Origin of the sequence: Enterococcus sp. OL5, assembly GCF_006491895.1 — a bacterium.
GTDB lineage: Bacteria > Bacillota > Bacilli > Lactobacillales > Enterococcaceae > Enterococcus_D > Enterococcus_D innesii.
The window spans coordinates 101,508-128,362 of record NZ_VHIL01000013.1; the positions used below are offsets into that span (position 1 = coordinate 101,508).

24 protein-coding genes are annotated in these 26,855 nt (G+C 43.3%); 7 read left to right on the forward strand and 17 right to left on the reverse strand.

Annotated elements, in window-relative coordinates:
- Nucleotides 1–9: 9 nt before the first annotated feature.
- Both FJU10_RS14475 and FJU10_RS14480 read right to left on the reverse strand, forming a co-directional pair.
- The gene (locus tag FJU10_RS14475) at nucleotides 10–738 is read right to left on the reverse strand and encodes a GntR family transcriptional regulator, LSA1692 subfamily (RefSeq protein ID WP_140966210.1); all 729 of its coding nucleotides are present in this window, start codon (nucleotides 736–738) and stop codon (nucleotides 10–12) included.
- A gap of 26 nt (nucleotides 739–764) precedes the next feature.
- Nucleotides 765–1,607, reverse strand: coding sequence for a YitT family protein (locus FJU10_RS14480; protein WP_005227341.1), 843 nt, complete (start codon nucleotides 1,605–1,607; stop codon nucleotides 765–767).
- A gap of 247 nt (nucleotides 1,608–1,854) precedes the next feature.
- Between FJU10_RS14480 and FJU10_RS14485 the strand changes: the two genes are divergently transcribed.
- The gene (locus FJU10_RS14485; RefSeq protein WP_140966211.1) at nucleotides 1,855–2,286 is read left to right on the forward strand and encodes an Hsp20/alpha crystallin family protein; all 432 of its coding nucleotides are present in this window, start codon (nucleotides 1,855–1,857) and stop codon (nucleotides 2,284–2,286) included.
- 131 nt (nucleotides 2,287–2,417) lie between these two features.
- On the opposite strand, the gene yajC is transcribed toward FJU10_RS14485, so the two are convergent.
- Complete coding sequence (gene yajC / locus FJU10_RS14495) at nucleotides 2,418–2,759, reverse strand: preprotein translocase subunit YajC (RefSeq protein WP_005232170.1); 342 nt, start codon at nucleotides 2,757–2,759, stop codon at nucleotides 2,418–2,420.
- Nucleotides 2,760–2,841: 82 nt separating this feature from the next.
- Nucleotides 2,842–3,987 carry a tRNA guanosine(34) transglycosylase Tgt gene (tgt, locus tag FJU10_RS14500; RefSeq protein WP_005227333.1) on the reverse strand — a complete coding sequence of 382 codons (1,146 nt, stop codon included), beginning with the start codon at nucleotides 3,985–3,987 and terminating at the stop codon, nucleotides 2,842–2,844.
- A 198-nt stretch (nucleotides 3,988–4,185) separates the two neighbouring features.
- Between tgt and FJU10_RS14505 the strand changes: the two genes are divergently transcribed.
- Nucleotides 4,186–4,896, forward strand: coding sequence for a DUF975 family protein (locus FJU10_RS14505; RefSeq protein ID WP_005227331.1), 711 nt, complete (start codon nucleotides 4,186–4,188; stop codon nucleotides 4,894–4,896).
- Between the two features lie 450 nt (nucleotides 4,897–5,346).
- Here the strand turns inward: FJU10_RS14505 and queA are convergent, their stop codons facing one another.
- A complete protein-coding gene (queA, locus tag FJU10_RS14510) occupies nucleotides 5,347–6,378 on the reverse strand; it encodes a tRNA preQ1(34) S-adenosylmethionine ribosyltransferase-isomerase QueA (protein WP_008376077.1) in 1,032 nt (343 codons plus the stop codon).
- A 352-nt stretch (nucleotides 6,379–6,730) separates the two neighbouring features.
- Here queA and FJU10_RS14515 point away from each other — a divergent pair, with 352 nt between their 5' ends.
- From FJU10_RS14515 to FJU10_RS14530, 4 genes are read left to right on the forward strand one after another with little or no spacing between them, the layout of a single operon-like run.
- Nucleotides 6,731–7,906: a betaine/proline/choline family ABC transporter ATP-binding protein gene (locus FJU10_RS14515; protein WP_008376079.1), complete on the forward strand. Its 1,176-nt coding sequence runs from the start codon at nucleotides 6,731–6,733 to the stop codon at nucleotides 7,904–7,906.
- Between the two features lie 3 nt (nucleotides 7,907–7,909).
- A complete protein-coding gene (locus tag FJU10_RS14520; RefSeq protein ID WP_005227319.1) occupies nucleotides 7,910–8,545 on the forward strand; it encodes an ABC transporter permease in 636 nt (211 codons plus the stop codon).
- Entirely contained in the window at nucleotides 8,545–9,465 is a 921-nt protein-coding gene (locus FJU10_RS14525; protein ID WP_060792624.1) for an osmoprotectant ABC transporter substrate-binding protein, read from the forward strand. The genes FJU10_RS14520 and FJU10_RS14525 overlap by 1 nt, the downstream gene beginning before the upstream one ends.
- 4 nt (nucleotides 9,466–9,469) lie before the next feature.
- A complete protein-coding gene (locus FJU10_RS14530; protein ID WP_005227316.1) occupies nucleotides 9,470–10,132 on the forward strand; it encodes an ABC transporter permease in 663 nt (220 codons plus the stop codon).
- A 130-nt stretch (nucleotides 10,133–10,262) separates the two neighbouring features.
- On the opposite strand, the gene FJU10_RS14535 is transcribed toward FJU10_RS14530, so the two are convergent.
- The 3 genes from FJU10_RS14535 to FJU10_RS14545 form a co-directional block, all read right to left on the reverse strand.
- Nucleotides 10,263–13,094, reverse strand: coding sequence for an endo-beta-N-acetylglucosaminidase (locus FJU10_RS14535; protein WP_140966212.1), 2,832 nt, complete (start codon nucleotides 13,092–13,094; stop codon nucleotides 10,263–10,265).
- A gap of 174 nt (nucleotides 13,095–13,268) precedes the next feature.
- The gene (locus tag FJU10_RS14540; RefSeq protein ID WP_140966213.1) at nucleotides 13,269–15,209 is read right to left on the reverse strand and encodes a glycoside hydrolase family 127 protein; all 1,941 of its coding nucleotides are present in this window, start codon (nucleotides 15,207–15,209) and stop codon (nucleotides 13,269–13,271) included.
- Between the two features lie 50 nt (nucleotides 15,210–15,259).
- Nucleotides 15,260–16,159, reverse strand: coding sequence for a helix-turn-helix domain-containing protein (locus FJU10_RS14545; RefSeq protein ID WP_140966214.1), 900 nt, complete (start codon nucleotides 16,157–16,159; stop codon nucleotides 15,260–15,262).
- Between the two features lie 120 nt (nucleotides 16,160–16,279).
- Here FJU10_RS14545 and FJU10_RS14550 point away from each other — a divergent pair, with 120 nt between their 5' ends.
- A complete protein-coding gene (locus tag FJU10_RS14550; protein WP_140966215.1) occupies nucleotides 16,280–17,542 on the forward strand; it encodes a glycoside hydrolase family 27 protein in 1,263 nt (420 codons plus the stop codon).
- 66 nt (nucleotides 17,543–17,608) lie between these two features.
- Here FJU10_RS14550 and FJU10_RS14555 read toward each other — a convergent pair whose 3' ends face one another.
- Genes FJU10_RS14555 through FJU10_RS14595 form a run of 9 tightly spaced genes read right to left on the reverse strand, consistent with a single transcriptional unit; the run spans nucleotide 17,609 to nucleotide 26,666 of the window.
- Nucleotides 17,609–18,799, reverse strand: a complete 1,191-nt coding sequence (locus FJU10_RS14555) for an arabinan endo-1,5-alpha-L-arabinosidase (RefSeq protein WP_189372340.1) — start codon at nucleotides 18,797–18,799, stop codon at nucleotides 17,609–17,611.
- 51 nt (nucleotides 18,800–18,850) lie between these two features.
- Entirely contained in the window at nucleotides 18,851–19,117 is a 267-nt protein-coding gene (locus FJU10_RS14560) for a DUF6171 family protein (RefSeq protein ID WP_140966217.1), read from the reverse strand.
- Between the two features lie 3 nt (nucleotides 19,118–19,120).
- Nucleotides 19,121–20,566: an alpha-N-arabinofuranosidase gene (locus FJU10_RS14565; RefSeq protein ID WP_140966218.1), complete on the reverse strand. Its 1,446-nt coding sequence runs from the start codon at nucleotides 20,564–20,566 to the stop codon at nucleotides 19,121–19,123.
- Between the two features lie 10 nt (nucleotides 20,567–20,576).
- On the reverse strand, nucleotides 20,577–22,199 hold the full coding sequence (locus FJU10_RS14570) for a glycoside hydrolase family 43 protein (protein WP_140966219.1): 1,623 nt from the start codon (nucleotides 22,197–22,199) through the stop codon (nucleotides 20,577–20,579).
- An 18-nt stretch (nucleotides 22,200–22,217) separates the two neighbouring features.
- Entirely contained in the window at nucleotides 22,218–23,174 is a 957-nt protein-coding gene (locus FJU10_RS14575; RefSeq protein ID WP_140966220.1) for a family 43 glycosylhydrolase, read from the reverse strand.
- Nucleotides 23,175–23,189: 15 nt separating this feature from the next.
- Nucleotides 23,190–23,606 carry a hypothetical protein gene (locus FJU10_RS14580; RefSeq protein WP_008376104.1) on the reverse strand — a complete coding sequence of 139 codons (417 nt, stop codon included), beginning with the start codon at nucleotides 23,604–23,606 and terminating at the stop codon, nucleotides 23,190–23,192.
- A gap of 8 nt (nucleotides 23,607–23,614) precedes the next feature.
- Entirely contained in the window at nucleotides 23,615–24,466 is an 852-nt protein-coding gene (locus tag FJU10_RS14585) for a carbohydrate ABC transporter permease (RefSeq protein ID WP_005227285.1), read from the reverse strand.
- A 12-nt stretch (nucleotides 24,467–24,478) separates the two neighbouring features.
- Nucleotides 24,479–25,369: a carbohydrate ABC transporter permease gene (locus FJU10_RS14590; RefSeq protein ID WP_005227284.1), complete on the reverse strand. Its 891-nt coding sequence runs from the start codon at nucleotides 25,367–25,369 to the stop codon at nucleotides 24,479–24,481.
- 46 nt (nucleotides 25,370–25,415) lie between these two features.
- Nucleotides 25,416–26,666: an extracellular solute-binding protein gene (locus FJU10_RS14595; RefSeq protein ID WP_140966221.1), complete on the reverse strand. Its 1,251-nt coding sequence runs from the start codon at nucleotides 26,664–26,666 to the stop codon at nucleotides 25,416–25,418.
- Nucleotides 26,667–26,855 lie beyond the last annotated feature (189 nt).

Sequence of the window (26,855 nt, forward strand, 5' to 3'; positions counted from 1 at the left end):
GGATTGATTTTATTTTTGACGAACTAATGTATTTTTGAAGGTATATTTGTCTGCTCGGTAATAGGATGTATCGTATAAGATCGGTTTGGCTGATGCGGAATAGGTCATCGAATGGACCAAAAGCATCGGTTCCTCTTGAGGCACCTGTAAAAGTTTCGCAATATCGGCAGGACTTTTCACAGCTTCCACCTCTTGATGGGAATAACCAATCTCGATGTTGGCTTCAATGACTTGATATAAAGACGACTCTAATTGAGCTTTCGTGAGTTCTGCGGTGCCTTCTTGCAGATAGCGTTTCAGTACGTAAAGATTTTCCACCGTCATCGGCTCATCATCAAAGTAACGCAAGCGCACCAAATAAACGATCGGTTCCTTGGCGTAATCACCAAACAACTGACCAATCTCTATCGGGAGCTCTTTGACGGTTTCGATATGCAGAACTTCCGTACGGGTCTTTTTCCCTTGGACCTTTGCAGTTTCAGTAAAACTTTGAAGGCCGCCGGAGCCGCTTTGGATCTTGGGCTGTTTCATGACATAGGTTCCTTTGCCTTTTTCTTTCACCAACAAATTCTGGCCAATCAATAGATCGATGGCTTTGCGCACCGTTAAACGGCTGCACTGAAATTCCTCTGCTAAATCATAATCGGAAGGAAGTTTTTGGCTCGTCACGTACTTACCTTCATGAACCCGTTGCGCAATCTGCTGGGCAACTTCTTGAAATACTGCTTGTTTTTTCAACGTCTCTCCTACTTTCTTTCACTTTGCTACCATTCATAAAACGATCGATTGGCACTGACGCCAGAAGAAACACTGACAAACGCTTGTTCATCGATTCCTTGGATCATGCCTTCGACGGTCTTGAGTTCTCTATGGGAAATGACAAGTAATAATAGTTTTTTCTGTTGATGATCAAATCCACCTTCGACATCGTTGATGACCGTGATGCCTCGCTGCAAGGCACATTGCAGCGTCGTAATGACGGGTTCTGCTTTTTCTGTAACGACCAGCAGCTGCACACGCCGCTGCTTCAGGTTGACGTAGTCGACCATCCGCCCACTGATGAAGAAGGAAATGGCACTATAAAAAGCATAGGGCCAGCCAAAGATCAGCCCGGCTGCTAGCTGCAAACTGACATTGAAGCCGATAAAGAAACTGCCGATACTTCTACCAGTGGCTTTTTTCACTAAAATCCCTAAAATATCAAGCCCACCCGTTGAAAAATCGTCGTTCAATGTCAAGCCCACCGACACCCCGTGCAGCAATCCGCCGAACACGGCACAGATCACCGGATCGGTCGTTAAAGCAATGACCGGTACCACCTTCATCATAACAGAAGACAGGACGACGGTACAAACCGTCATGATGGTAAATTCTCGATCGATTTTGACCCAAGCAACCGCTAACAATGGCGCATTAAAAAAAAGCACCAAAAGCGGGATCGAAAGCTGCAGATTCAACTGCTCGTCTAAAAGCTGCGACAACAATTGCGACAAACCAGTGATCCCACTCGCATAAATATTTCCCGGCAGCCAAAAGAGATTTAAAGCAATCGACGACAACAATGCATAGATCAAAGCAACAAGCATTCGTTTTCTATAACGTGCCATGTTTTTCCTCCTCCACTTCGCTTTTAGTATATATCATTAAGTATATACTGTCACGCGAAAAAAGCAGGAGAAATGAAGGCAGAAATGGAAACAAAGCAATGTAAAAAAACGCCAAAATCAAGGAGTAAAACGTTGGTATAAAAGGTTTTTTAAGATTTTTTTAAAGCGAGTAAATCACTTGAAATTCGCTAAAAAATGAATAAAATAAAAAGTGTAAAAACAAAAGAATAAAGAAAGGATGATTCTTATGACACATGAGATTGTGCCACGCCGCTCAGATTCATACAGTATGACACCTTTTGATTTCTTTGAAGATTTTGGCCGCAGTTTTTTTGATGGGTTTCCATCGAACCTGATCAAAACCGATATTCACGAGAATGACAAGGAATTTCTCGTTGAAGCAGAACTGCCTGGCATCCCTAAGGAAAATATTCAAGTAACCTATGAGAATGGGGTTTTAACGATTACGGGACAACACCAGACGGATCATGCGACCGAAGATGAAAAAGGACGTCTGGTTCGCAGCGAGCGCAGCTTGACAAGCGTTCGGCGACAATACCTGTTAGAAAACGTCAAAGAGGATGAAATCAAAGCCTCTTACGCTGAAGGAATTTTGAAATTGACGTTGCCAAAAGATCAAGGCAAACAAGTGTCAAAGAAACTGATTCCGATCGAGTAGCGAAGGCAATCAAAACACTGCAGCAAAACGAGCGATCTCTGTTTTGCTGCGGTGCTTGTTTTATTTTAGAAACTGTCCGACTACTAAAAAAACGCACCATCGCTTCTGAGAAAGCGACGGTGCGTTTGTGCTTATTCTTTGGTTTCGTCTTGGATGCTCGTTGCGTCTTCGACATCAGCTGGTTCGATTTGTGTCTCAACGGATGCAACAGTTCCAGGTTTCACTGTGCGGATCGCTGAACGATCAAACTCTAAGAAAATTCCTTCACAGTCGATGATCACGGTGCTTTTTTCTGTGTTGACTTCAGAAAGAACGCCGTGGAGTCCGCCGATGGTTACGACTTCATCGCCAGCTTTCATATTTTCTAAAAGATTTTTACGCTCTTGCTGTTGTTTCTTTTGTGAACGACTCATAAAGAACCACATTGCCACTAAAGCAACCAGCATAAAGAGCATTGGTAAAGATTGTGCCATTTTTTTCACCTCGATTTATTTTCTTTCTATAAGATACTTTATCAGAATTCCTCTATTATTCCCACCATTTTAGTAGAGAATGTTAGAAATTCCTCGCATTTTCCTTGTTGAACCCATACTCTTCAATAAAATGCTCACGGAACTCCAACAAGTTGTCGTCCATGATGGCTTGACGGACATTTTTCATCAGATTCAATAAGAAGTAGACATTGTGGTAAGACGTCAAACGCATACCAAAGGTTTCATCACATTTGATCAAGTGGCGGATGTACGCACGAGAATAGTTTTTACATGTATAGCAATCACACTTCTCGTCAATTGGTCGAAAGTCACGGGCATATTGCGCATTTTTCACGACTAAACGACCTTTTGAAGTCATACAGGTACCGTTTCTTGCGATCCGTGTTGGTAAAACGCAGTCGAACATATCGACACCGCGAATCACGCCATCGATCAAGGAGTCGGCTGCCCCAACGCCCATTAGGTAACGTGGTTTATTTTCTGGAATCCAAGGGGTCGTAAATTCCAACACGCGATTCATTTCCGCTTTTGGTTCGCCAACTGACAGGCCGCCGATAGAATACCCTGGGAAGTCCATACTAATCAAGTCTTGGGCACTTTGCTTGCGCAAGTCTTCAAAGCCTGCACCTTGAATGATCCCAAACAAGCCTTGACGATCTGGATTGGCATGAGCTTTCAAGCCACGTTCTGCCCAGCGAGACGTCCGTTCCACCGATTTTTTGACGTAGTCATAGCTTTCATCAAATGGCGGACACTCATCAAAACTCATCATGATATCTGATCCTAATTTGTTTTGGATATCAATCGCTTTTTCAGGAGATAAAAACATTTTCGACCCATTCAAATGGTTTTTGAAATGGACACCTTCTTCGACGATGTTGCGCATTTCGGCTAATGAAAAGACTTGGAAACCACCTGAATCTGTTAAGATCGGTTGATCCCAATTCATAAATTTATGTAAGCCGCCTGCTTCTGCAACAATGTCTTCTCCTGGACGCAACCACAAGTGATAGGTATTGCTTAAAATGACGCCTGCACCCATTTCTTTCAACTCTTCAGGGGCAAGGGTTTTAACCGTTGCTAATGTGCCGACTGGCATGAACATTGGCGTTGGAAAGGTTCCGTGAGGCGTGATCAGTTCGCCTAAACGGGCACCGGTATGCTTTTCTTTCTTTATCAGACGATAACGAATGGCTGGTTCCGTCATTCATTTCCCTACTTTCTCTCTAAACTCAATTAACTGTGCAACGCTATCTATGATAAGGGTTGCCCTTACATTTTGCAAGGAAGTTTAAAGAAACTAAGAGTATTTTCTCCTAGTTATGCGAAACATCTATTACTTTTTTTTGAAGATTTAGCGAAAGTTTGCTATCATGTTATTTATATTGAAGGGAGGTTTTTTGAAATGAAATCAAATAGAGAACTAAAAGCAGAAGCAAAAGCAATCCTGAGAGGCCGCTGGAAAGACAGTGTTTTGATGTGTATTGTACCGACTTTGATCTCGATCGCTATCGCACTCGTCATTATCGTTCTTGCTGTTATTCCATTGTATCAAAGCGGTATGTTTAATGATCTTGGTTCCACTGACGCAGTCAATTCCGCAGGAGGAAGTGGCAGCGGCAGTGGTGGCGGTTTGATCAGCGGTCTATTTTCTGCCTTATTCGGTGCTGGGATCTCTTGGACTTTCCTTGACATTTTACGCGGTAAGAAGCAATCGATCCAGCCTTTTTCTGATGTCTTTCGCGGCTTCAGTGGCGCTTTCGTGTTAGGGATCATCGTCATCTATATTCTGTCGACTATTTTCACGACGTTGTGGACGTTCCTGTTTATCATTCCTGGGATCATTAAAGCTTATTCTTATTCTCAAGCATATTTTGTCTTTTATGATACCTATGAAGAAACGGGCATGCGGCCAGATTTTCTCAGCTGCATCACAGGTAGCCGTCATTTAATGAAAGGCTACAAAGGTCAACTGTTCATCCTTGATCTGAGCTTCATCGGCTGGCACATTTTGGCCATCATGACAGCAGGAATTGGCTACTTATGGTTGACGCCATACATCAGTGCAACCAAAGCAGCATTCTATGACAATCTGCCTAAACGAGCACTTGCTTAAAAGATCGGTTCGCCGGTCTTTTTTTTTGAAGAAAAGAATCGTTTTCTTTTGCAAACGCTTCCTTTTCGTGTTATAGTATAAGTGTAAGGAAGGTAGCAACTCTGTTGGTGGTTTTCGTAAATATCGCAAACTCAATCTACTAAAAGTTGTTGAACGTACAAGTTTCACCTAGTACCAAACGTGTAAAGTAACAAGAAGAAAAACGTAACAAGGATCGAACATTTCCATATCGAAAAATGATACGTCTCATTTTGTATCGGAATACACGAAACATGTGTAAGTTTGTAAATGAAAACAAATTTTCGAGAAACATTGCTTTGCATGGACCACAAAAAGCGACCACCACTTATACCTTCCTCTAGTAGTAAGCTGGGCGACAAAAAAAGCAGTTCTAAAAGTTGAGAAATTGATTCAACTTAAAGAGCCGCTTACGTCGCTCAGTTTTTTTGTTTATTTTAAGAACATCGCATCGCCAAAGCTAAAGAAGCGATATCGCTCATCGATGGCATGCTGGTAGGCAGAAAGTGTTAGGTCGCGTCCTGCAAAGGCACTGACTAACATCACTAAGGTTGATTTTGGTAGGTGGAAGTTGGTAGAAAAAGCTTCCACGATTTTAAACTGATAGCCTGGCGTGATAAAAATACTCGTCCACCCACTATCGGCTTTGATTTGCCCATCAAACTTGGTCCCAATGGTTTCTAATGTACGGATCGAAGTCGTTCCGACTGCAACGATCTTGCCACCATTTGCCCGAACCTCGTTCAATTGTGCGGCAGCTTCTTCTGTCAAACGGTAAAATTCGCTGTGCATCTCATGATCAGCGATATTATCGACACTGACTGGACGAAACGTTCCTAAACCAACGTGCAAAGTCAGATAAACCAGCTTGACGCCTTTCGCTGCAATCTGCTCTAGCAATTCTGGGGTAAAATGCAAGCCGGCAGTTGGTGCGGCCGCTGAGCCGTTTTCTTTGGCATAAACCGTTTGATAGCGGTCTGGGTCTTCTAGCCGTTCTTTGATGTAAGGCGGTAACGGCATTTCGCCAAGCGATTCCAGAATCTCTAAAAAGATTCCTTTGTATTGAAAACGAATGATCCGGCCGCCGTGATCGAGCTCTTCTTCCACCACTGCCTCTAATCGTCCGTCGCCGAAGGTGATCTTCGTGCCGACTTTGGCTCTTTTGGCTGGCTTGATCAAGGTTTCCCACGTATCCCCTTCAATATTGTTCAGTAAAAGGATTTCCAGATGGGCACCTGTTTCTTGTTTTTCGCCATAGATACGAGCTGGTAATACCCGCGTATCATTCATCACCAAGGCATCCCCTGGTTCCAATTCATCAATGATGTTATAGAAGTGCTTGTCCTCAAATTTGCCAGTCTCGCGGTCAACCACTAATAAACGGGAACTTGAGCGATCACTTAATGGCGTTTGAGCGATCAGTTCTTCCGGTAAGTCAAAATCAAAATCTTCAGTTGTAAGCATGTTGTTCCTCTCTTTCCCTAAATTCTTCTCTATTCTAGCATGTTTTTATAAAAATTGAAAAAACAGCTTTTAATTCTGCCCTTTCTTAGAAAAAAATAAAGAGACTGCTGCTAAGGCCTTCAGCAAAAAAGCACCCCTTTTCCCAATGAAAAATAACGACATATTTTCGCTGCTTCTTTTCTCTATGCATCGCTCCTTAATTTGGACTTGCTTATGGCGCTATTTTCGTTTTTGTCTATACAATTATGAAAAAAATGGGCAGATTATTTGAATAACACGTGACTTTTCGGCATACTTAGTACAGATTATAAGCCATTATTCAGATTGCTTAAATAAAAATAGAGGTGACATCATGATTGAGTTTCAGCAGGTATCCAAAATTTACAAAGGTGGTAAAGTCGCTGTTGAAGATGTGAATCTTTCCTTTGAAAAAGGCGAATTCATTTGCTTCATCGGGACAAGTGGTAGCGGAAAGACGACTTGTATGCGGATGATCAACCGTATGACGGATCCTTCTAAAGGAAAAATCTTGATCAATGGAAAAAGCGTTACAGAGATCAACCCAGTGGAGTTACGCCGTCAAATCGGCTATGTGATCCAAAGCATCGGTTTGATGCCTCACATGACGATTCGGGAAAACATCACATTGGTTCAAAAATTGTTAAAAGTCAGCCAAGAAGAACGCAACAAAACTGCCGAGCGCATGATCGACTTAGTGGAATTGCCACGAGAAATGCTCGACCGTTACCCCAACGAATTGTCTGGAGGGCAACAGCAACGGATCGGTGTTGTCCGTGCCTTGGCAGCTGACCAAGATGTCATTTTAATGGATGAGCCTTTTGGCGCACTAGACCCAATCACTCGTGACTCCTTACAAGATTTGGTTAAAGACTTGCAAGAACGGCTTGGAAAAACCGTCGTCTTCGTTACCCATGATATGGACGAAGCATTGAAGCTTGCTAGCCGTATCGTGATCATGAGTGAAGGAAAAGTCATTCAATTTGATACACCAGAAAATATTCTGCAACACCCAGCAACACCGTTTGTGGAAGAATTGATCGGTGAAGACCGCTTGTTACAAGCAAAACCTGACACGACGCCAGTCAAAGACGTAATGTTAAATACCCCGATCGCTATCACACCAGAAAAATCCATACAAGAAGCGATTCACTTGATGCGGGAAAAACGGGTCGATACCTTGCTTGTTACCGACAATAGCAACGTGCTAAAAGGCTACATCGATGTCGAATCCATCGACCGCAACCGTGGCAAAGTTACTAGTGTCGGCGATATCTTGAACAAAGATGTCTTTTTCGTTCGCGAAACCGCCTTGTTGCGGGATACCTTGCAACGCATCTTAAAACGCGGCTTAAAATATGTCCCAGTAGTAGATGCCGACAAACATTTAGTTGGGATTTTGACCCGTGCTTCCTTAGTTGATATCGTTTATGACGTGATTTGGGGCGATGAGCCATCGATCATGGAAGCCATTGAGTCGGCGAAACCTGAAGAAACTGAGGAGGTCTAGCGCATGCAAAGCTTCTTTAATGAATATGGCGGCCAATTGGTCACCAAAAGTCTTGAACATTTGTATATCTCTTTTGCGGCTTTGCTCTTAGGGATTCTTGTTGCCGTACCGATCGGTGTGATCTTGACCCGTTTCCCCAAAGCAGCAACGATCGTGATCGGCATCACCAGTGCGTTGCAAACCGTGCCTTCTTTGGCACTATTGGCATTGATGATCCCGATTTTAGGTGTCGGAAAAGTCCCTGCTATCGTCGCTCTTTTCATTTATTCCTTGTTGCCGATTTTGCGAAATACCTACATTGGAATGAAAAAAGTCGATTGGAATTACCGCGATGTTGCCAAAGGGATGGGAATGACCAACTTACAGTCGATCATTAGTGTGGAATTACCCCTAGCGATCCCAACGATCATGGCAGGGATCCGCTTATCGGCCGTGTATGTTTTAGCCTGGGCTACCTTGGCTTCTTACATCGGTGCCGGTGGACTTGGTGATTTGATCTTTAGCGGACTAAACAACTACCAACCGCCTTTGATTTTTGCTGGGACGATTCCAGTGACGATCTTTGCTTTATTAGCTGACTGGTTGTTGGGTTTGTTAGAAAACAAACTAACACCAGCTGCCTTAAGGGGGGATGCGTAATGAAAAAAACTTCAAAATTAGCGCTGTTGTTTTCTTTAAGTGTCGCTTTACTGTCCGGCTGTTCCTTTCCCGGTTTAGCATCGACTTCTGATGAGAATACCGTGGCGATCACAGGTGGGATCACTTCCGAAGCCCAAATTCTTGGCGCGGTGGTTGCCGGTATGGTCGAACACTATACGGATAAAAACACAACCGTCATTAACAACTTAGCAACAACGACCATCAATCACCAAGCGATGATGAATGGCGATGCGTCGATCTCAGCTGCCCGCTACACAGGAACTGACTTGACCACGACGTTAGGGTTGGAGCCAGAATCTGATCCGCAAGCCGCCTTTGACAAAGTCAAATCAGAATTTGAGCAACGGTACCAACAGACTTGGTTCCCTTCATACGGCTTTGATAACACATATGTCTTTCTTGTCAGAAAAGACACTGCCGAAAAATACGGATTGGAAAAAGTCAGTGACTTGAAAGATGTCGCAGATCAATTAGTTGCAGGGGTCGATACCGCGTGGATCACACGGGTCGGTGATGGGTACGATGGCTTCCAGAAAGCCTATGGGTTCTCTTTCCAAAATATCCTACCGATGCAGATCGGTCTCGTTTATGATGCTGTTGATAACGGAAAAATGGATATCGTTTTAGGGTACTCAACCGACGGCCGGATCGGCAGTTACGATCTCGTGATGCTAGAAGATGATCTAAACTTCTTCCCGCCTTATGATGCCGCACCGATCGTCGATGACAAATTATTGAAAGAAACACCTGAAATCGGCGATGCCCTGAACAAATTAGCAGGCAAAATCGATACCGAAAAAATGCAAGAATTGAATTACCAAGTGGATAATGACCTTCTAGAACCAACGGTAGTTGCCGAACGTTTCTTAGAAGAAAATAATTACTTCGAAGGAGAGTGACGAAATGGCAGACATGAATTTATTCCAACAATTTCTTTTCTATTTTCAAGAAAATGGCGGCTATGTTTTTGCCCAGTTCATTCGTCACTTCTTGATTTCAATCTACGGGGTACTTTTTGCCTCGATCGTCGGCATTCCAATCGGGATCTTGATTTCTAAAAAAATGCGTTTGGCAGATTGGGTGATTCGTTTCGCCAATATCATCCAGACGATTCCATCTTTAGCGATGATCTCGATTTTAATGATCGGCATGGGCTTAGGTGTGAATGTCGTGATTTTAACGATTTTCCTTTATTCTTTGTTACCGATCATCAAAAATACCTATACCGGCATGCGCCAAGTCGACCGCAATACGTTAGATGTCGGCAAAGGGATGGGGATGACTAGCTGGCAACGATTGTATATGATCGAATTGCCATTGTCTGTTTCGGTGATCATGGCAGGGATTCGAAACGCCTTAGTCGTGGCGATCGGTATCACCGCTATTGGGGCTTTCGTTGGTGCTGGTGGACTGGGGGACATCATCATCCGTGGAACCAATGCGACGGATGGTGCATCGATCATCTTAGCCGGTGCTTTACCAACTGCCTTGATGGCGATCATTACGGATCTTGGGTTGAGCTTTATTGAACGCCGCTTAGATCCAGCCAGCCGTACGTCACGCTAAATTTATTGGGAAAAAGCAAAAGCCGTTGTGACCATTTATTGGTCGCAACGGCTTTTTTGGTTCGGTCATTTTTCAGTAAAGTATCGCTTCAGTCGCTTCCCTTCTTAGGGTTAACGCCCTGCTCTTTTCGCTATTTATCCATTCCGTATACTTCGACTTCATAGATTCGGGCTGCTGAGTCTGCTCCTTGTGTTGGTTTATCGATACTGATTTTTACATATTGCACCTTCTTGACGGCAAACGTATTGGTGCTAGTGCCAGCTTCATTTTTCAACGTTCGTGAAACTGGCTCATAGTCTTTGCCATCTTCACTGATGAGCACCGTATACGCCCGCGTATTCATGTCTGGACCTTCTCCACCAGCCTCCGCATGAGCGAGGCGTACTTCACTGACCGTTTGTGGTCGACCGAGATCGATCATCAACTCATGAGGCGCATTGCCTGTCGCACACCACTTCGTACTCAAATCACCATCGAGGGCAAAAGCCGGTGCTTCGGCATCATTGACAAACGATGAAGCAGTTGCTTCGGCATCTTTTGAAAGCAGCAGCAACTCTTTCGGCGCATCAGCAGAAATCGTGATCAATCCCGCCATTTCCAGAGGGGTCTCTCCTGCTTCGTTTTTGGCAACAAGCGTGACTTTGTAGGTACCTGGTTCCGAATAGGTCACTTGGGGATTTTCTTCTGTACTGCTGGTGATATCGCCGCCTTCAAACGTCCATTCAAATGCTTCGGCATTCGCAGATGAGGTATTCGTGAAGGTGATCGTTTCCCCCGGTGCCGCTAAGGTTTTAGAGGCTGTAAAGGCTGCTTTTGGCAGCTGATTGTTCGGCCAAGTGATCTCCACCGTATCGGATAGCTTGCCGCGATTGCCATAGCGATCCACTGCCACCACCGCGAACTTGGTTCTCGTCCCTTTTGGTCGTTCAACGGCATTCAAATAGTGGTTGGTTGCTGGCGTAGCTGCTAAGAAAGAGCGTGAGCCGTCATCGTTCAATTGGTAGACCTCATAAACCGCAGCTGTCTTGTCCTTGGCAGCTTCCCACGTTAAACGGACACCCGCATAGTTGCCCTCTTCTTCATCAAAGAGCACATCCTCAACCGTCAATGCTTCGGCAGCGAATTTCTCCGCTTTCTGATCTCCGATCGTTAATTGCCCTAAATTCAATTCATAGACATCACTGGTTTCTTTCGTGGTTATGTCATAACCGATCGCTGTCACTTCTCCTTTGATGTCTTTCAATGAGTAGGTGATCGTCGTCCAGTCTGTTGCGACCTCTTTGTCTCCTTTGATTGTTTGTGTCGAACCATCGGCTAAGGTCACGACCAAATCAAGAGTTGTCGGTACCGTTGCTTTGACAGTCGTCGTCAGCTTCGTCTTTTTCGTCACAGGAAATGCTGTCTGATACAATGCCATGTGACTGGTACTGCCTTTTGTCATCTGTCCACGTAGTTTCAGTGCATTTCCGCCATTGTAGGCATCCGCATAATTGATTGATACAGCCAAATCATTGTCTTTTCCATGGTCAAAGACCCAACGATAGGTCGGCAAAACAGCTTGCAAGCTTCGGTTGTTCCAATTGCGGCTGGACACTTTTTCTCCGTCGATAAAATAGTTGTAGCCATTCCCCAGACTAAAATTCGTCACAAAAGGCAGCTCTGTGATAGCGGTCTGTTCCAGGGCATATGTGGAGATTCCAGGCCACTCTGTCGCTTCTGGCAGCTGGCTTTCCCGAGGATCGCCCGTGTTATTGACCCAAAAAGCATTCTCTTTGCTTTGGAAATCATCCGGCGTACTAGCAGAAGAATAGGTCCAGCTAGGCACATACAGGCCCAATGAGGTATAAGGAACGCCTTTTTCATCCGTAAACAGATCCCAGCGTACAGGCGTTGCATAGCCATTTTCTTGCACATCGATCCCAGCAAAAAGATCGTAAGGATCGACACCGATTTCACGGGCTTTTTCATTGGAGGCCTTCAACAGCTCCTTGTCCGCCAGTTTGTCAGTGGTCCACCAGAAATTCAAGAACATACTATCTGCCAATGGGTTCATCTCTGCATCCACCAAATAGGCTTTGTTCTTATCCGTCAACGCGTTTTGCCAATCCATTTTCCCATCACTCGTCATAGAATCATACCACATGATCTCTAAATGCTCGTCGGCTTGTTCTTTGAATTGGGCGATCAATTCTTGCATCGCTTTGGCGTGGCTTTCATTTAGTCCTTTACCATCAGTCCCCGATTGTTCGACACCTTCCGCTGCATCATCAAAACTAGTGACCGCCGTATCGGTTTCTTGATTGATGAACCAGCCATCAAAGCCATACCTATTGGCAACTTCGATCATTTTTTCTACGATCGGGAAATTGCCGTCCTCATCCTTAGCTAAAAACGTATCTAGCCATTCCAGCTTCCCACCATGGGCAGTTTGCGGAAAGAAGATCGTTCCTAAAACCGGCACGCCATTCCTATGAGCAGCATCTGTCACATCAGGACTTGGCGGTACGATGATCCCTTCGCCAGAAGAGCCGCCCCAATAAACCAATTGATCGATGTATTGCCAATAAGAAAAGACATTGGCATCAAAGGTATTGATCCCTCGTGGTGCATTGCCGCTCGTACTGCTATTCATGATCGAAAGCGCCACGACTTTGGTTTCTGCCGTTTGCGTGTCATTCATCTTCGGCAACGTCTCTTTAGCTGCCCGCTGCGCTAATGGAACAACGCTGGTATTGTATTTCGCATCTGGATCTTTTTCAAAAGACCATGCCAACAAATCCTCTGGGAACCAATAAGACGACTCCGGTTGATTGTCCATCGCTTTTTCCAACGTACTTTTGGCTGTTTCCTGGTAAACGACTTTTCCCGTTGTCTTCGCCTCACTTTGGGTGCAGCCGCCGATTGCCGTTGCCGCTGCCAATACCAACAAAGATACGCCAACTTTACTGATTTTCCTTGTCACACTTCTTCCTCCTTGTTTTACATAAACCCGCCAACATTCCTATACTAAAACGATAACGCTTTCAAAGGTAGGAATATAGGAACAAATTAAAGAAATCATGCAACAAATCCAAGAAGGTTGAGTTTAGAAAAAAAGAGCCTCCTTTTTGGGAAGCTCTTTGGCCCTGCTTACTTCTTACTTCTTTCCAACGAGCGGCAGCCAAACGCGCATTTCGCCTATGCCCCGATTGCCCCATAAATGGTATGGGATCAGTTGCCACGTACGAGGTATGACCGTTTCCGCTCGTTCTTCGTAAAGGGTTGTTCCCGACCATTCTTCGCTTTGGTAGCCTTTGATCGCCAAACGTAAAGTAGTTGGCAACAACGTATCCTCTTTCGAAAAGGTCGCCTCCAGCGCCTGTGGGTCGATGCGGCAACGCCAGAGTGCTTGACCATTGTCGGCTTCTTCTATGCAATACACGAAGGGGCCACGTTGCAATGCGACTTGATTGATAGCTTGAATAACTTGAGGATTCGCACGCAGGATTTGCAATGGTTGTTCAAAACGGATATTGGCCGTCACGTTTTCGACTGCCTCAAAGATGATTGCCTCGTTCGTCTCCTGCCATTCGTGTTCACTCTCGATTTGAAACTTACTTAGTCCGTTAGGTTTGTGGATGATGAGCGTCTTTGAAATGCCTTGATAGCGAATCGTGAGGTCCTCTGTAAAAGGAAACCCGCCCGTTTGTTCAAACGTAAATTGGTCAGGTTCTTCTAAACGGCTTGCTACAAATAAATTCACGTAAAGCTTCTCTTGATCGCAAGTGTAAACCAAGCGCTGCAGCGAAGCGACCATCCGCGCAAAATTCGGCGGACAACACGCACAACCGAGCCAATCAGGTCGTTGAGCTTTGACGTGGCCTTTGCCAGGATTTTCCTGATCTCGTTGGGGATTGACCTCCAAAGGATTCACGTAGAAAAAGTGTTTGCCGTCAATTTCCGCACCAGAAAGAACGCTATTATACAACGCTCGTTCCATCGTTGCTAAATATTTCGGTTCATTGGTTAGTTTGAACAGCTCAAAAGAAAATTGGACCAATGCAATAGCTGCACAAGTTTCACAATACATCGTATCATTCGGCAAATCATAGGGACCGACAAAGGCTTCCCCGTGAACGGTTGAGCCGACGCCCCCGGTCACATACATTTTCTTATAGGCGATGTCTTCCCAAATCGCTTCGCAAGCATCGATTAATTCTTGATCTTGGGTATGCTGGGCGACTTTTGCCATCCCGCTTGCCATATACAGCATTCGTACCGCATGACCTTTGGCTTCATGCTGCTTTTTAGGTTGATCGTAGGCTTGTAAATAAGTGAGGTCTACCCTTGGCATTTCATCTGATAAGCCATCCGCTTGGTTTTTCAAGATTTCTTTTTCGTAAAAGGCAGGATCTTCCCCACGTACCTCAAGAAAGAAATCTGCTAATGTCAAATAGGTTTGTTTACCAGTGTATTCATACAAACGCACCAGCGCCAATTCGATCTCTTGGTGGCCATCAGCACCTTGAATTTTTCCAGGCTCCTGCCCAAAATGCGTGCAAATATTGGCGATATTTTTCTCTGCCACGGTCAGTAATTTATCCTTGCCTGTCGCTTGATCATAAGCGATAGCCGCTTCGACTAAATGCCCGGCACAATAAAGTTCATGACTGAAATACAACTGACGGTATTTTAACTTCGGTCGGGTCAATTGAAAGAAGGTATTTAAGTAGCCATCCGCTTCTTGTGCCGCAGCAACTAAGTCAATCACTTCATCTACTGTCTTTTCCAATTGCGGATCGCTAGTATTTAACAAGCTATACCCAGCTGACTCGATCCATTTGTAGACATCACTATCTTGGAAAAACCAGCCAAAATGTTCCCCTTCCATTTGCCCTGCAGCGATGCGAAAATTCGCCAAGGCATGGCTTTTCCCAGCTGGCAAATTGGGATCTTCCCGTTCTGCTTGAACATCTACATCGATTTCATCATTTAGGACTTGGTATTGGTAAGGAATCGTTTCTTTGCGAACAATCTCTTGGTATCCTTGCCAAAACTCGTCCGTGAGCTGGATCTTGTTTAATGCGAATTCTTTCATTACGTTCTCCTGTTCTTTTACTTTTTTATGCTTGATCATTCAATTCATATTTACTTCATTAATAAAAAGTTCGGATCATCTCCTGTGATATGTTGCCCTGCCTCCTCTTTGATCGTTTGCTTATATAAGAGCTGGTAGGCTTTAGGACTCATGCCTTTTTTCTGTTTAAAGGTATTGGTAAAGTGCTGCCTGCTGTTGAATCCTGCTTGAGCGGCAATTTCGACGATTGGCAGCTGACTATTGCTTAGTAAAAATGCTGCCTGTTTCAGACGCTCACTGGTGAGAAAATGGTTGACCGTCACTCCCAGTTGCTCATGAAAGAGTTTATGCAAGTAGGCTTTCGTAATCCCCACCGCCGCTGCGATTTGGGGGACTTGAATATCTTCATCAAAATGCTGTTGAATATAGTCGATCGCAGCGTTCACATAGCAATTGCCCCGTTTGGTTTCTTTCGTACGTAATGAAAAGGCTAATTCCATCAGCATCCGCTTAAACAAGAGCTCGATCGTAAATTGCCGTTCAGCAGACGATTGCTCTTGAGTATCATCGATCATTAGCAGCTGCAGCAATGACTTGATCGCTTGTCCAAATTGGCGGACATCGCGACTTTTCGCGTAAGGCTCATTCAATTGTACATTTCCTTTGATGTGTGCAAAAACATCACGAACACAAAGGGCGGACGGTGTCTCACTTAGAAGAAATTCAATATTCAGTAATGTGCAGGAATCTCCTTCAACGAGTAAGGCGTGTTCCACAAACGCATTTATGAAAACGAAATCATTTCTTTCCAGAACAATTACTTGATCTTGCACCTTTATCTTACACTTCCCTTTGGTCACAAACATGATCTCACACGCTGGGTGTTGATGTGGATCCATGGAAAAACGCTCAAGGGCAACACTATAGTATGCTGTAATCTTCGCATAGTTTGTTTCTTGTGGAAACACCATTGATCAACTCCTTTTTTATTCGTTGACGATTTCTTTCTTTTTTATTTCTAGTAGACAAAACTTTCCCTCTCTTTTTTATTGCTTACTATACTATAAGAAAAACGTACTAGGAGGAAATCGATGTCTTTTTTACATTTTGCACAAACACCCCCAATGGGATGGAATTCTTGGGACTGCTATGGCGCTTCTGTAACCGAAGCAGAAGTGATCGCCCATGCTGATTTTATGGCAGAGCATTTGAAAGCTTATGGTTGGGAGTATGTCGTCGTGGATATTCAATGGAGCGAACCAGAAGCAAAGTCTACAAGGTATAATGATTTTTATCCGTTGTGTATGGACGACTATTCTCGCTTGATTCCTGCTGAGAACCGCTTCCCTTCAGCAAAAGATGGCGCTGGTTTCAAAAAACTTGGTGACTATCTGCATCAAAAAGGGCTGAAGTTTGGTATCCATATCATGCGCGGCATTCCACGACAAGCAGTTCATCAAAATACGCCGATCAAAGGAACGGATAAACGGGCACGGGACATTGCTATGAATTCAATCTGTCCTTGGAATTCCGATATGTATGGGGTCGATGTTTCATTGCCTGAAGGACAGCTTTATTATGATTCTTTACTCGAATTATATACTTCTTGGGGTGTTGACTTTATAAAGGTGGATGACATCGGCGATTCGAAAATTTACGGTGATGCCCATAAAGCAGAAATCAAAGCGATTCGCCGTGCGATCGATCGATCCGGTCGAGAGATCGTCCTTTCTTTGTCTCCCGGACCAGCTGCCCTCAAAAATGGTAGTTTCTTTCAAAATCATGCCAATATGTGGCGCTTGACGGATGACTTTTGGGATCATTGGGACGCCCTTTACGCCATGTTTGACCGAGCAGCAGAGTGGGCACCTTTCGTTCGTCCAGGTAACTGGCCTGACTGTGATATGCTGCCGTTGGGTCATATCGGCATTCGGGCAGTTGATGGTGGCGGTGGTGATAGCTGGACACGTTTTACGGAAGACGAGCAATACTTATTGATGAGTTTATGGACGATCTTCCAATCTCCATTGATGTTCGGTGGTACTTTACCAGACATCGATCCCTTTACCTTACGTTTATTGACGAATACTGAAGTCTTAGAAATGTATCGAAGAATTCATACGAAAAAAGAGTTCTATCGTGATCAAGAGTGGATCATTTGGGAGGCGTTGAGCGACACAGCAGTCTACTATGCCATTTTCAATGTTTCTGATCAAACGCAAACCATCCCAAAATCGATCGCTGCTTTACTACCAATTAAAAGCGGCACTGAGTTATGGCAACAAAAAGAACAGACAATTGCCGATGCTGAGGTTCCTACTCATGGTGTCCGATTATTAAAAGGCAATATTTAGTAAAGCCGGCAGCAGTATACGTTTATAAGCAGCACAATGCAACCTACTCATTGTGCTGCTTGTTTTTTATTCTTCGTACACTTTTCGACCAAGAAACGCTACGCCTTGATCATTGATTCCAGAGAAAAACAACCTTTCTTTTTGGTCGATGTACTCATAATATGGGACAAATTCGTTTTCTCCCCACAAGTAACTTCGTCCTTCTTTTTTTAATGCTGTTATTTCTTGCAGCTGAGAAGATATAACTTGAGATTCATGATCAAATTGGATGATTTCCCACTTTCCTAACAGAGTTTCCTGCTCTGGCATTCGTGAAATACTTCCTTGATAGATTGAAGTAGAGATTACTGGCCAGCCTGATTCCAGCCAATAGAGTTTACGTATCTGTAAATGGAATTGGTCACTGAATGGTTTTCTCCGTGCATGATGCACAACGAAGCTTTCTTTATTGGTTTGCGTAAAGATCGAATTATGACCAGGAGCGTATACAACTGGTTCTTCTGAGAACTGATAGCTCCCCAACAGTTTAGTCCCTACTTCGGTGGGCGTCTTTTCTTGATCCGTCATGGCCGTACCATGCCAGTCCAGATATGGCCCTGTAATTTCTTTTGCTCGGGCGACACGGATATTATACGAATCGTTAAGGGAGTCGAAAGAAACAAACAAATAATAATAATCGGTTTCAGGATGATAATAGATAAATGGGCCTTCAATAGCAGTATCAACTGTTTTCGGACGAAAAGCAATCCGTTGACCATAGCTCTTTTCTTGAAGTTTTCCAGTTTCTTTGTTCAATGGAGCAATATAGATTCCGCCAAAGAAAGAACCATAGACAAACCACTGTTCACCCGAGCGGTCAAAAGCAATATTGGCATCGATCGCGTTATGCTGTGCAAGAGTAGCATTGGTTTTAACAACCTCTCCTTGATCTTCCCAAGGGCCCAAAGGATCTGTTGCTGTAGCTAAGCCAATAAAAGAAGTGGTACTGCCGAATGTCGAAGCAGAATAATACATACGGAATTCGTCCTTGTAGCGGATAACTTCCGGTGCCCATAGTCCTTGAGCTTTGCTCCATTTTACTGCTGGTTCAGGCATTTCTGACAATGCCTGTTTCTCAAATTGCCAATGGATCAAATCTTTTGAACGACGAATTGGTACACCTGCCGTTTTGGGCTGTTGGGTGTCCGTTGAATATAAATAAAAGGTGCCTTCATGTTCAATAATCGTAGGATCATGAACCCCATTGATCGCTGTCATGTCTTCCCTCATCTCCTAATTGATTTATGCTATTTTATAAAAACAGGACAGCTACTTGACGAGCTGTCCTGTTTGTTCCCACATTCCTGCAGGACAGTTTTTCTTAGCTAAGTTTGCGCGAAACCGATAAAAGCAGCCGCATTTGGTACAGGTATGATTCAATCGCAATGGACAAGCCTCACAAACAGCGATTCTCCTACTGACGATCTCCGGCGAAGCCAAGTCGCTTTCTAAAGAAAGTTGTTCTGCAATCAAGGATTCAATGTCTTCCTGTGCTGCTGCAGCAGCATCTTTCACTTCGCACCCTTTACAAGTCATGGGTCAGACTGTCAATGAGATCGTTAGAACACTCATTGCTGGCACCCGCAAGCTGACTTTGTTCTCTTCAACATTGTAAGCGGTGAAGTCTTGGATCACCACATCTTCAGGATGATCAAAATCATTGTGTGCGTTCATTTTGTCCCCCACGATATAACGAGCTTCTTTCACTTCATTGATCGCTGTTTCAAGGGAGAAGGATAATTCTTCCGTGCCTTGGGTAGCAAAATTACAAACCGATAGATGGATCGTATCTTCTTTTTTCGAAATCGTATACGTAATGGTATCGCTGCTGGTTCCATGGCTATCAATGGTTTCAGCATCTTGATGGACTTTGTACAAATCAAATACATGATAGCTTGGGGTTTTCACCATTTGTTCGCCATCTGTCAAAATCATCGCCTGCAGGACGTTGACGGTTTGTGCGATATTTGCCATATGCACTCGCTTGGCATGTTTATGGAAAATATTCAAGGTGATCGCTGCGACCATGGCATCACGAATCGTATTTTGTTGGTATAAGAAGCCTGGATTCGTCCCAGGTTCTGCTGAGAACCAAGTGCCCCATTCATCAACAATGATTCCCACACGCTGTTCTGGGTCATACTGGTCCATGATCGCGCTGTGGCGGGTCAATAATTCATCCATGTAGGCTGCTTTTTCACAGGTCACTTGCCACTCTGCCTCATCAAATTCCAAGGCGCTACCTTTTTCTTCCCAGCCCTGCGGATGAACGTAGTAGTGCAAGCTTAGGCCGTCCATCAACCAATGGGCGTTTTTCATCAGCGTTTCTGTCCAATGATAGTCTGCGACATTCGCTCCGCCAGCAACTTTGTAGATTTTTTTGTCACCGTATTGGCGGACATAGGTTTGATAGCGGCGATACAGATCCGCATAGTACTCTGGCCGCATATTGCCGCCGCAGCCCCAGTTTTCGTTTCCTACGCCAAAGAATTTCATTTCCCACGCATCTTCGTGGCCATTTTCTCTGCGAAGATCAGCCATCGGAGAAATGCCATCCATCGTGATGTATTCCACCCATTCCGACATTTCTTGCACCGTTCCGCTGCCGACATTGCCGTTTACATACGCGTCACATTCCAGCTGCTTGATCAATTCAAAAAATTCATGGGTTCCGAAATGATTGTTTTCAGTCACGCCGCCCCAGTGAGTGTTGACCATCGTTTTGCGGTTTTCTTTAGGACCGATCCCGTCTTTCCAATGGTATTCATCGGCGAAGCAGCCGCCTGGCCAACGCAGCACAGGGATTTGAATGTTTTTCAGTGCTTCAACCACATCGATTCGCATCCCATTTTTATTTGGGATCTGCGAATCTTCTCCAACGTATAATCCTTCATAGATACAACGGCCTAGATGCTCTGCAAAATGACCGTAGATATATTTGCTGATCGTTGTTCCTGATTTTGTGTTTTGAATGTTAATCATCATTGTTATACTCCTATTCTTTGATTCCCCAAATGGACTCATTATTATCGCCAATCGTTGAGAACGTTAATTTTTGCTGCTCAAATTCTGTTATTTCCTGAGTTAATAAAATTCCTTTGAAGGTAGCTTCTTCAAAAGTCAATGCCAAGTATCCCGCATCGTACGTCCAAGTTCCGGTCAGGTCACCAGTAACGCTTCCATCTTTTTGAAGCTCGATCGTCTGCGTTTTTAGCATGGTCGTTCCATTGTCGGTACCATGGTTAATGATTTCATAGCGCCCGATAATGTCATCTTCTGTCAAAGCATCCGCTACTTGTTCATTGCCTCGATACTCGTAGGGTGCTGGAACTGGCCAGCCTTCCTCATTCATATACATTCTGTTGACCCGCACTTCATGGGCTTCGGTTCCATTGTTAAAGCGCGTATGGTACACCAAGGACCACTGACCATTCTCATCGATGATCGCCGAATTGTGTCCCGCTGCTCGATACCCCATTTGTTGAAACGAGAATTGGTAGTTGCCAATCAATTTGATGCCGTAGTTTGAATTTTGGTCCCCTTGTTCGAAGATTGGGCTATTTCCTTGGGCATCAAGGTAAGGACCTTCTGGTTTTTCAGCGCGAAACAGTCGCATATTGTAACCACCTTTTGCTGCTAAACCACCGTAAGTGACGAATAGGTAATAATAATCGGTTTCCTCATCATATACAATATAGGGACCTTCTCCTGATTGATGATAGCCGCCAAAAAGCTTGATCCCGAAATAGCGATCAATGATACGCCCATCTTCCGTCGTGCTATCTTCCCCAGGATACATTGGTTTTCCAGTGACTGGATCAACTTCCAATAAAAAGATACCGCCAGACCAAGAACCATAGGTCATCCATAGTTTCCCTTCTTCATCATAAAACAACGCTGGATCAATGGCGTTTGGCGCATAATCGGTGTTATACGTCAGACCATCTTCGATCGCCCAGTTTTCACTGAACCCACTGATTTTCCCCTCTTTGATCAATTTGGCCAAATGGGTATTTTGATAGTTGGTATTGCGTTCACTACCATCTGTCGAATCTTTTTCTGTAAAACCAGAATAGATTACGGTATCCGCATAACTATAGGGTCCTTCGATCGTTTTAGCTACGGCCAATCCAATCGCTGAACGCCGCCAAGTAGAACTAGCTGAGTAGTAGAGCATGTAGGCTCCCTTGTCTCCATTTGACCATTCATAATCAGCATTCCAAATGACATCTGGTGCCCAAAGGCTGTAACCACCTTGTGAATCGGCATCATCGTAGCCTGCCCATTCAAAAGTCTCAGCTAGATTTTCTTTTGTGTTACCATAGATCATATTGTCTTCCATTGATTCATATTCGTGAGTGAAAGGCACTTCCCAAGTTTGTAAATCTTCTGTTTTCGCTTGGGCGAGATGCGAACCAAATACGTAAAGCAGCTCTTGGTCACCAACATGAATAGAAGTAATCGATGGATCGTGAATCGACACTCGATTTTTTGTCGTTGTTTCCCACTCCTTTTGTGAAAGTTGCTCAGCAGCATCTCCTGTTTGACAGCCAGCAAGAAATAAACTAGTAAAAAAAACGGACATGGTTAAACAGAGCATTTTTCTTTTTGTATTCATTTTTTCCCTCTCTTTTATCTATCCTTTGACTACACCGGGTTCGCCAAAATCAGGTAATCCATTTTTTTTCCAAGTAAACGGTTGGACATACGCATGTCGATTGGGATTTTCTAAAGGATTACTGTAATCATTTTTTTCTGGTCTTGCATGATACACTAAGATATCTTGTTTCCCCTCCTCATCGACTGTAAAGGAGTTATGTCCTGGTCCGTATAGGGAATTTTGTTCAGAACTTGAAAAGACTGGTTCCTTCAACTTATGCCAAGAATACCCATTCAATAAATCACTATCCTCATCTGCCCACAACAGTCCCATCGCGTAGTTTTCATCCGTCGCACTGGCTGAATAAGTAATGATCACTTTTCCATTTCTAATCAAAGCAGCTGGAGCTTCGTTCACTTTGAAGCCGATTTTTTCCCATTCATAATAAGGAATGCTCAGCAGAATCTGCTTTCCTTTCAATGTCCAAGGGTTTTCCATCTCTGATAAATAAAGATTGGAATTGCCTGGAATGTTTGGATCTGCTTGTGCCCAGACATAATACAATCGGTTCCTGTGTTCAAATACCGTAGCATCTAAACTGAAACTCTCAAATTGCGTCTTGATCTGTCCTTTTTCTACCCACTCGCCTGCAAAGGGATCTTCATTCGCATTTTCGATCGCAAACATCCGATGATGGTGCTGATCATTTCTGACTTCGCCATGATCTGCAGCAGCAAAATAGATGTACCATTTTCCTTGAATAAAATGAATCTCTGGTGCCCAGATCAGCTCACTCATGGGGCCTTCGGCATGAGCCGTCCAGATGGCTTTTACTTCACCGTCAGCCAGTCCTTTCAAGGTTTTCGCACGCCTTAATTCGATTTCCTGATACCCTGGTTTTGATCCAGTGAAGTAATAATATCCATCGGTATGCTTGTATATCCATGGGTCTGCACGTTCTAATACAATCGGTTCCAAATAATTTTCTGCCATAAATTCTACACCTTCTTAAAAAATTCCATTTTCCGTTTTTAGTATTTTTATTGCTTTGTTTTTAGACATATACATCGTCGTAGCTAGTAAATAGAGGACGACACCGATCACATCATAGATGATCAAATGGATGATGACACAGGCGATCATCCAACGTATCGTTCCTTTGTTTATTTGTTTGTCTCGCATATTCTTTGCGTTGATCCAACTGATAACGCCCATCAAAATCGTCGCTAACGCAACGATCATAACTACCTTCGATATCATTCCTACCAGACTTGACTGCAAGTATTCATACTGATTTTGATTTTGAAATGCTGCGATCCCTTGTTCTTCAAACCAAGGATAATACCCAAACATCGTTACGAGACCAATACAGACATCCCAGACCGCACTGGCACGTAGTAAATTTCTTTCCAATTTTCGATTCATGATCTTCACTATCCTTTTATTCCTGCATTTAAGTTCATAGATTCAATGAAGTATTTTTGAGCAAATAGAAACAGCATGACGGTTGGAATGATCGCAATCAATGCCGAGCCCATCAATTGACCAATCATTCGGTAGTTACCATAAATGTCTTGTAGCAATAGCAAACCGGCTGTAATCGGCATTTTACTAACATCTGTATACACGATCACTGGCCACAAGAAATCATTCCATGAGCCCGTGAAAGAAAAGAGGCCTGCAACGATCAACACAGGTTTGATCAAAGGAACGATGATCTCTGCAAAAATTGTAAATTCATCTGCACCATCCATTCGTGCTGACTCGTCAAATTCAAGCGGGATACCTTTCATAAACTGTCGCACAAGAAAGATATTTCCCATCCCTGCTAAGCCTGGAATGATCATGGCAAGAGAAGAGTTGACCCAGCCGAAGGTTTCAATGATTTTGTAAGACGGGATCAAATTCACTACGCCGGGAAACATCGAGATCCCCATCAAAAGATAAAAGATACGATCACGGTATTTAAACCGCATTCTGCCATAGCCATAAGCGGTCACTGAAACAACGATCACAACTAAAACAGTGTGCGTGACTGCGATAAACATTGAATTCCATAACCACTGCATAATTGGTGCAGTAGACGTATTAGTCAAAATCGCTACATAGTTATCTAATATCCAGTTTACGGGTAATAAACGAAACCCAGTGGAGACGATTTCGGTTTGAGAACGAAAAGAAGTGGCGAAGCTAAAAATCAATGGAATAACCCAGATGATACATAAAACGATCAGAAACAAATATGCGATGACCATACTAGGTATATGTTTCTTTTGTGTATTCATTTTTTTGCCCCCTTAAGTATTGCTTCTATCTAAAAGAAAATATTGAAATACGGACACACACATAATGATCAATCCTAAGATGACTGCCATTGCCGAAGCCATTCCTGCAATTGATTCTCCTTGACTAAAAGCCAGTGAGCGGATATACATCATCAATACAGTCGTGCTTTGGTTTGGACCTCCACCTGTCATCATCAAAGGCTGTGCAAAGACATTAAATGCTCCAGCAGTTGTCATCACGATCGTATATAACAGTGGAAAGCGAATAGATGGCAAAGTCACATTCAAGAATTTTTGGAATGCTCCCGCTCCGTCGATCTCTGCCGCTTCATAAAGGTCTTCATTGACACCCGCTAAAGCTGAGCGATAAATGATCATGTTACCACCGATCGCTCCCCAAATGCTGACAACAAAAATTAAGATCCAAGCATAGGGTTGTCGCGAAGCCCAAGAGAAATCGAACCCAAAAATATTATTGACGGCACCTAATCGAGAGTGGAAAATCAATGACCAAATCAAAGAACCTGCTGAAACAGAGATAAGACCTGGAATATATAGAATTGCTTGAAAAAGTCCTTTCAGCTTCACTTTTTTATGTTGCAATGCAGCTGCAATCATCAGTGGAATGATGATTTGTAACGGCACCATGATCAAAACGAAAATAAAGGTATTTTTCAAACCATTCCAAAATTGGGTATAGAACGTCGAGGAACTATCAAACAATAATGTTTTATAGTTGTTAAAACCGACCCAGACTGGATCAGAGATCAAATTCCATTGCGTAAATGAAGCATAAATACCATAGATCGTTGGAATACATACAAAAATAATAAAGAGTACCATGTGTGGTCCAATGAATGCGATCGATGCCCAGTTAATGCTCTTTTTTTTCATTCCTTTCATTCCCTTCTAAAAATTGGAAAAGGGGATAGAATTATCCCCCCTTCACTTATCTAGCTACTTCTGCAATCTTATCTTCGACATATTGTTGCATCGTTTCTAATCCTTCATCCATATCTAATTCACCGTAAGCGATATCTGTACTATAAACATCTAATGCTTCTAAGACATAAGAGAAATAAACGTAGTCAAAGATGTAAAGTGTTTCTTCTTCCTCTGGTGTAGAAGTAAAGAATGATTGTGGGTATTGTTGGTAATCATCACTTTCTAAAATATCTTTACTTGCAACGATTTGACCGGCTTTTGCCCATTCGATCGAGTTTGTACGAACGAATTCTAAAAATTGTGCGATTACTTCTTCTTTTTCTTCTGTTCTGCTTTCACTCTTCAACATGCCAAACATATGAGAAGCTGCTCGGTTGGTTGCGATGTCATCTGAAGTCGAATAAATATTTGTTACGCCCCAATTCAAGCCCTCAACCGCATCATGAGCGGTAGAAGTCCAAGTACCATCTGTTGATAAGAGTACGTTTCCGCCTTGGAACATCAAATACCCATCTTCTCCATAAGGTGTCATCAGGCCTGCATCTGTTAACGCTTTAATTCTTTCTAACGCTTCTTTCATTTCTGGCGTATTCACCGTCGGGTTCCCAGCATCGTCAGAAATCGCGCCGCCTAAGTTACGGATTTGCGCTAAGATAACCCAAGAAAGTAACGCATTATTTACGACATAATCGCCTTCTTCCATCTGCCCTGCTAATGACATCATTTCATCAAACGTCACGATGTTATCGTCTAACCAAGAAGTGACATTGTATTTTTCTAAAAGATCTTGATTGTAATACATGGCACTGGCATGAATATCTAATGGGATCGTATATTGAGTATCGCCGATTTTCCCTGCATTCCACGCCGTATCTAAATAATTGCTTTCTTCTAACTCAGGTTGATAAGAAACCAGACGATCAACCGGATCAATAATATCGGAATTGACAAATTCCTCTACTTTATAAGAATGCATCAAAGTCAAATCTGGAATCCCACTTTTAGAACTTACAACCGTACTTAATTTAGTGTACATATCAGACGTGATCACATGATTGATTGTATAATCGGAACCTGATTGTGCATTGAATTCATTTACGATCTGATCCATATAAGCGCCATCATCACCAGTAAGGGGTGACCAAAAATTAATCGTGTATTTTTCTTTTTCCGCTGCCTGATAACGATTAAAACCAATAAGGGCAACTGCAACGACTGCAACTAAAGCACCAATAATAATAAGTTTCTTCTTCATGTTTTTCCCTCTTTCATAGAAATTGAATTTTGGTCTTTGAAGCCGAACACGCCTATCCTCCTTCTCTTATTTGCTATCCCAGCATTTATAATTGCATTATTCATTTCTAGCGTTTGCAAACACTTTCAATTTACAAATAAATCATAACTTGATTTGTAATCGCTGTCAACAATATTTTGATTAATTTAT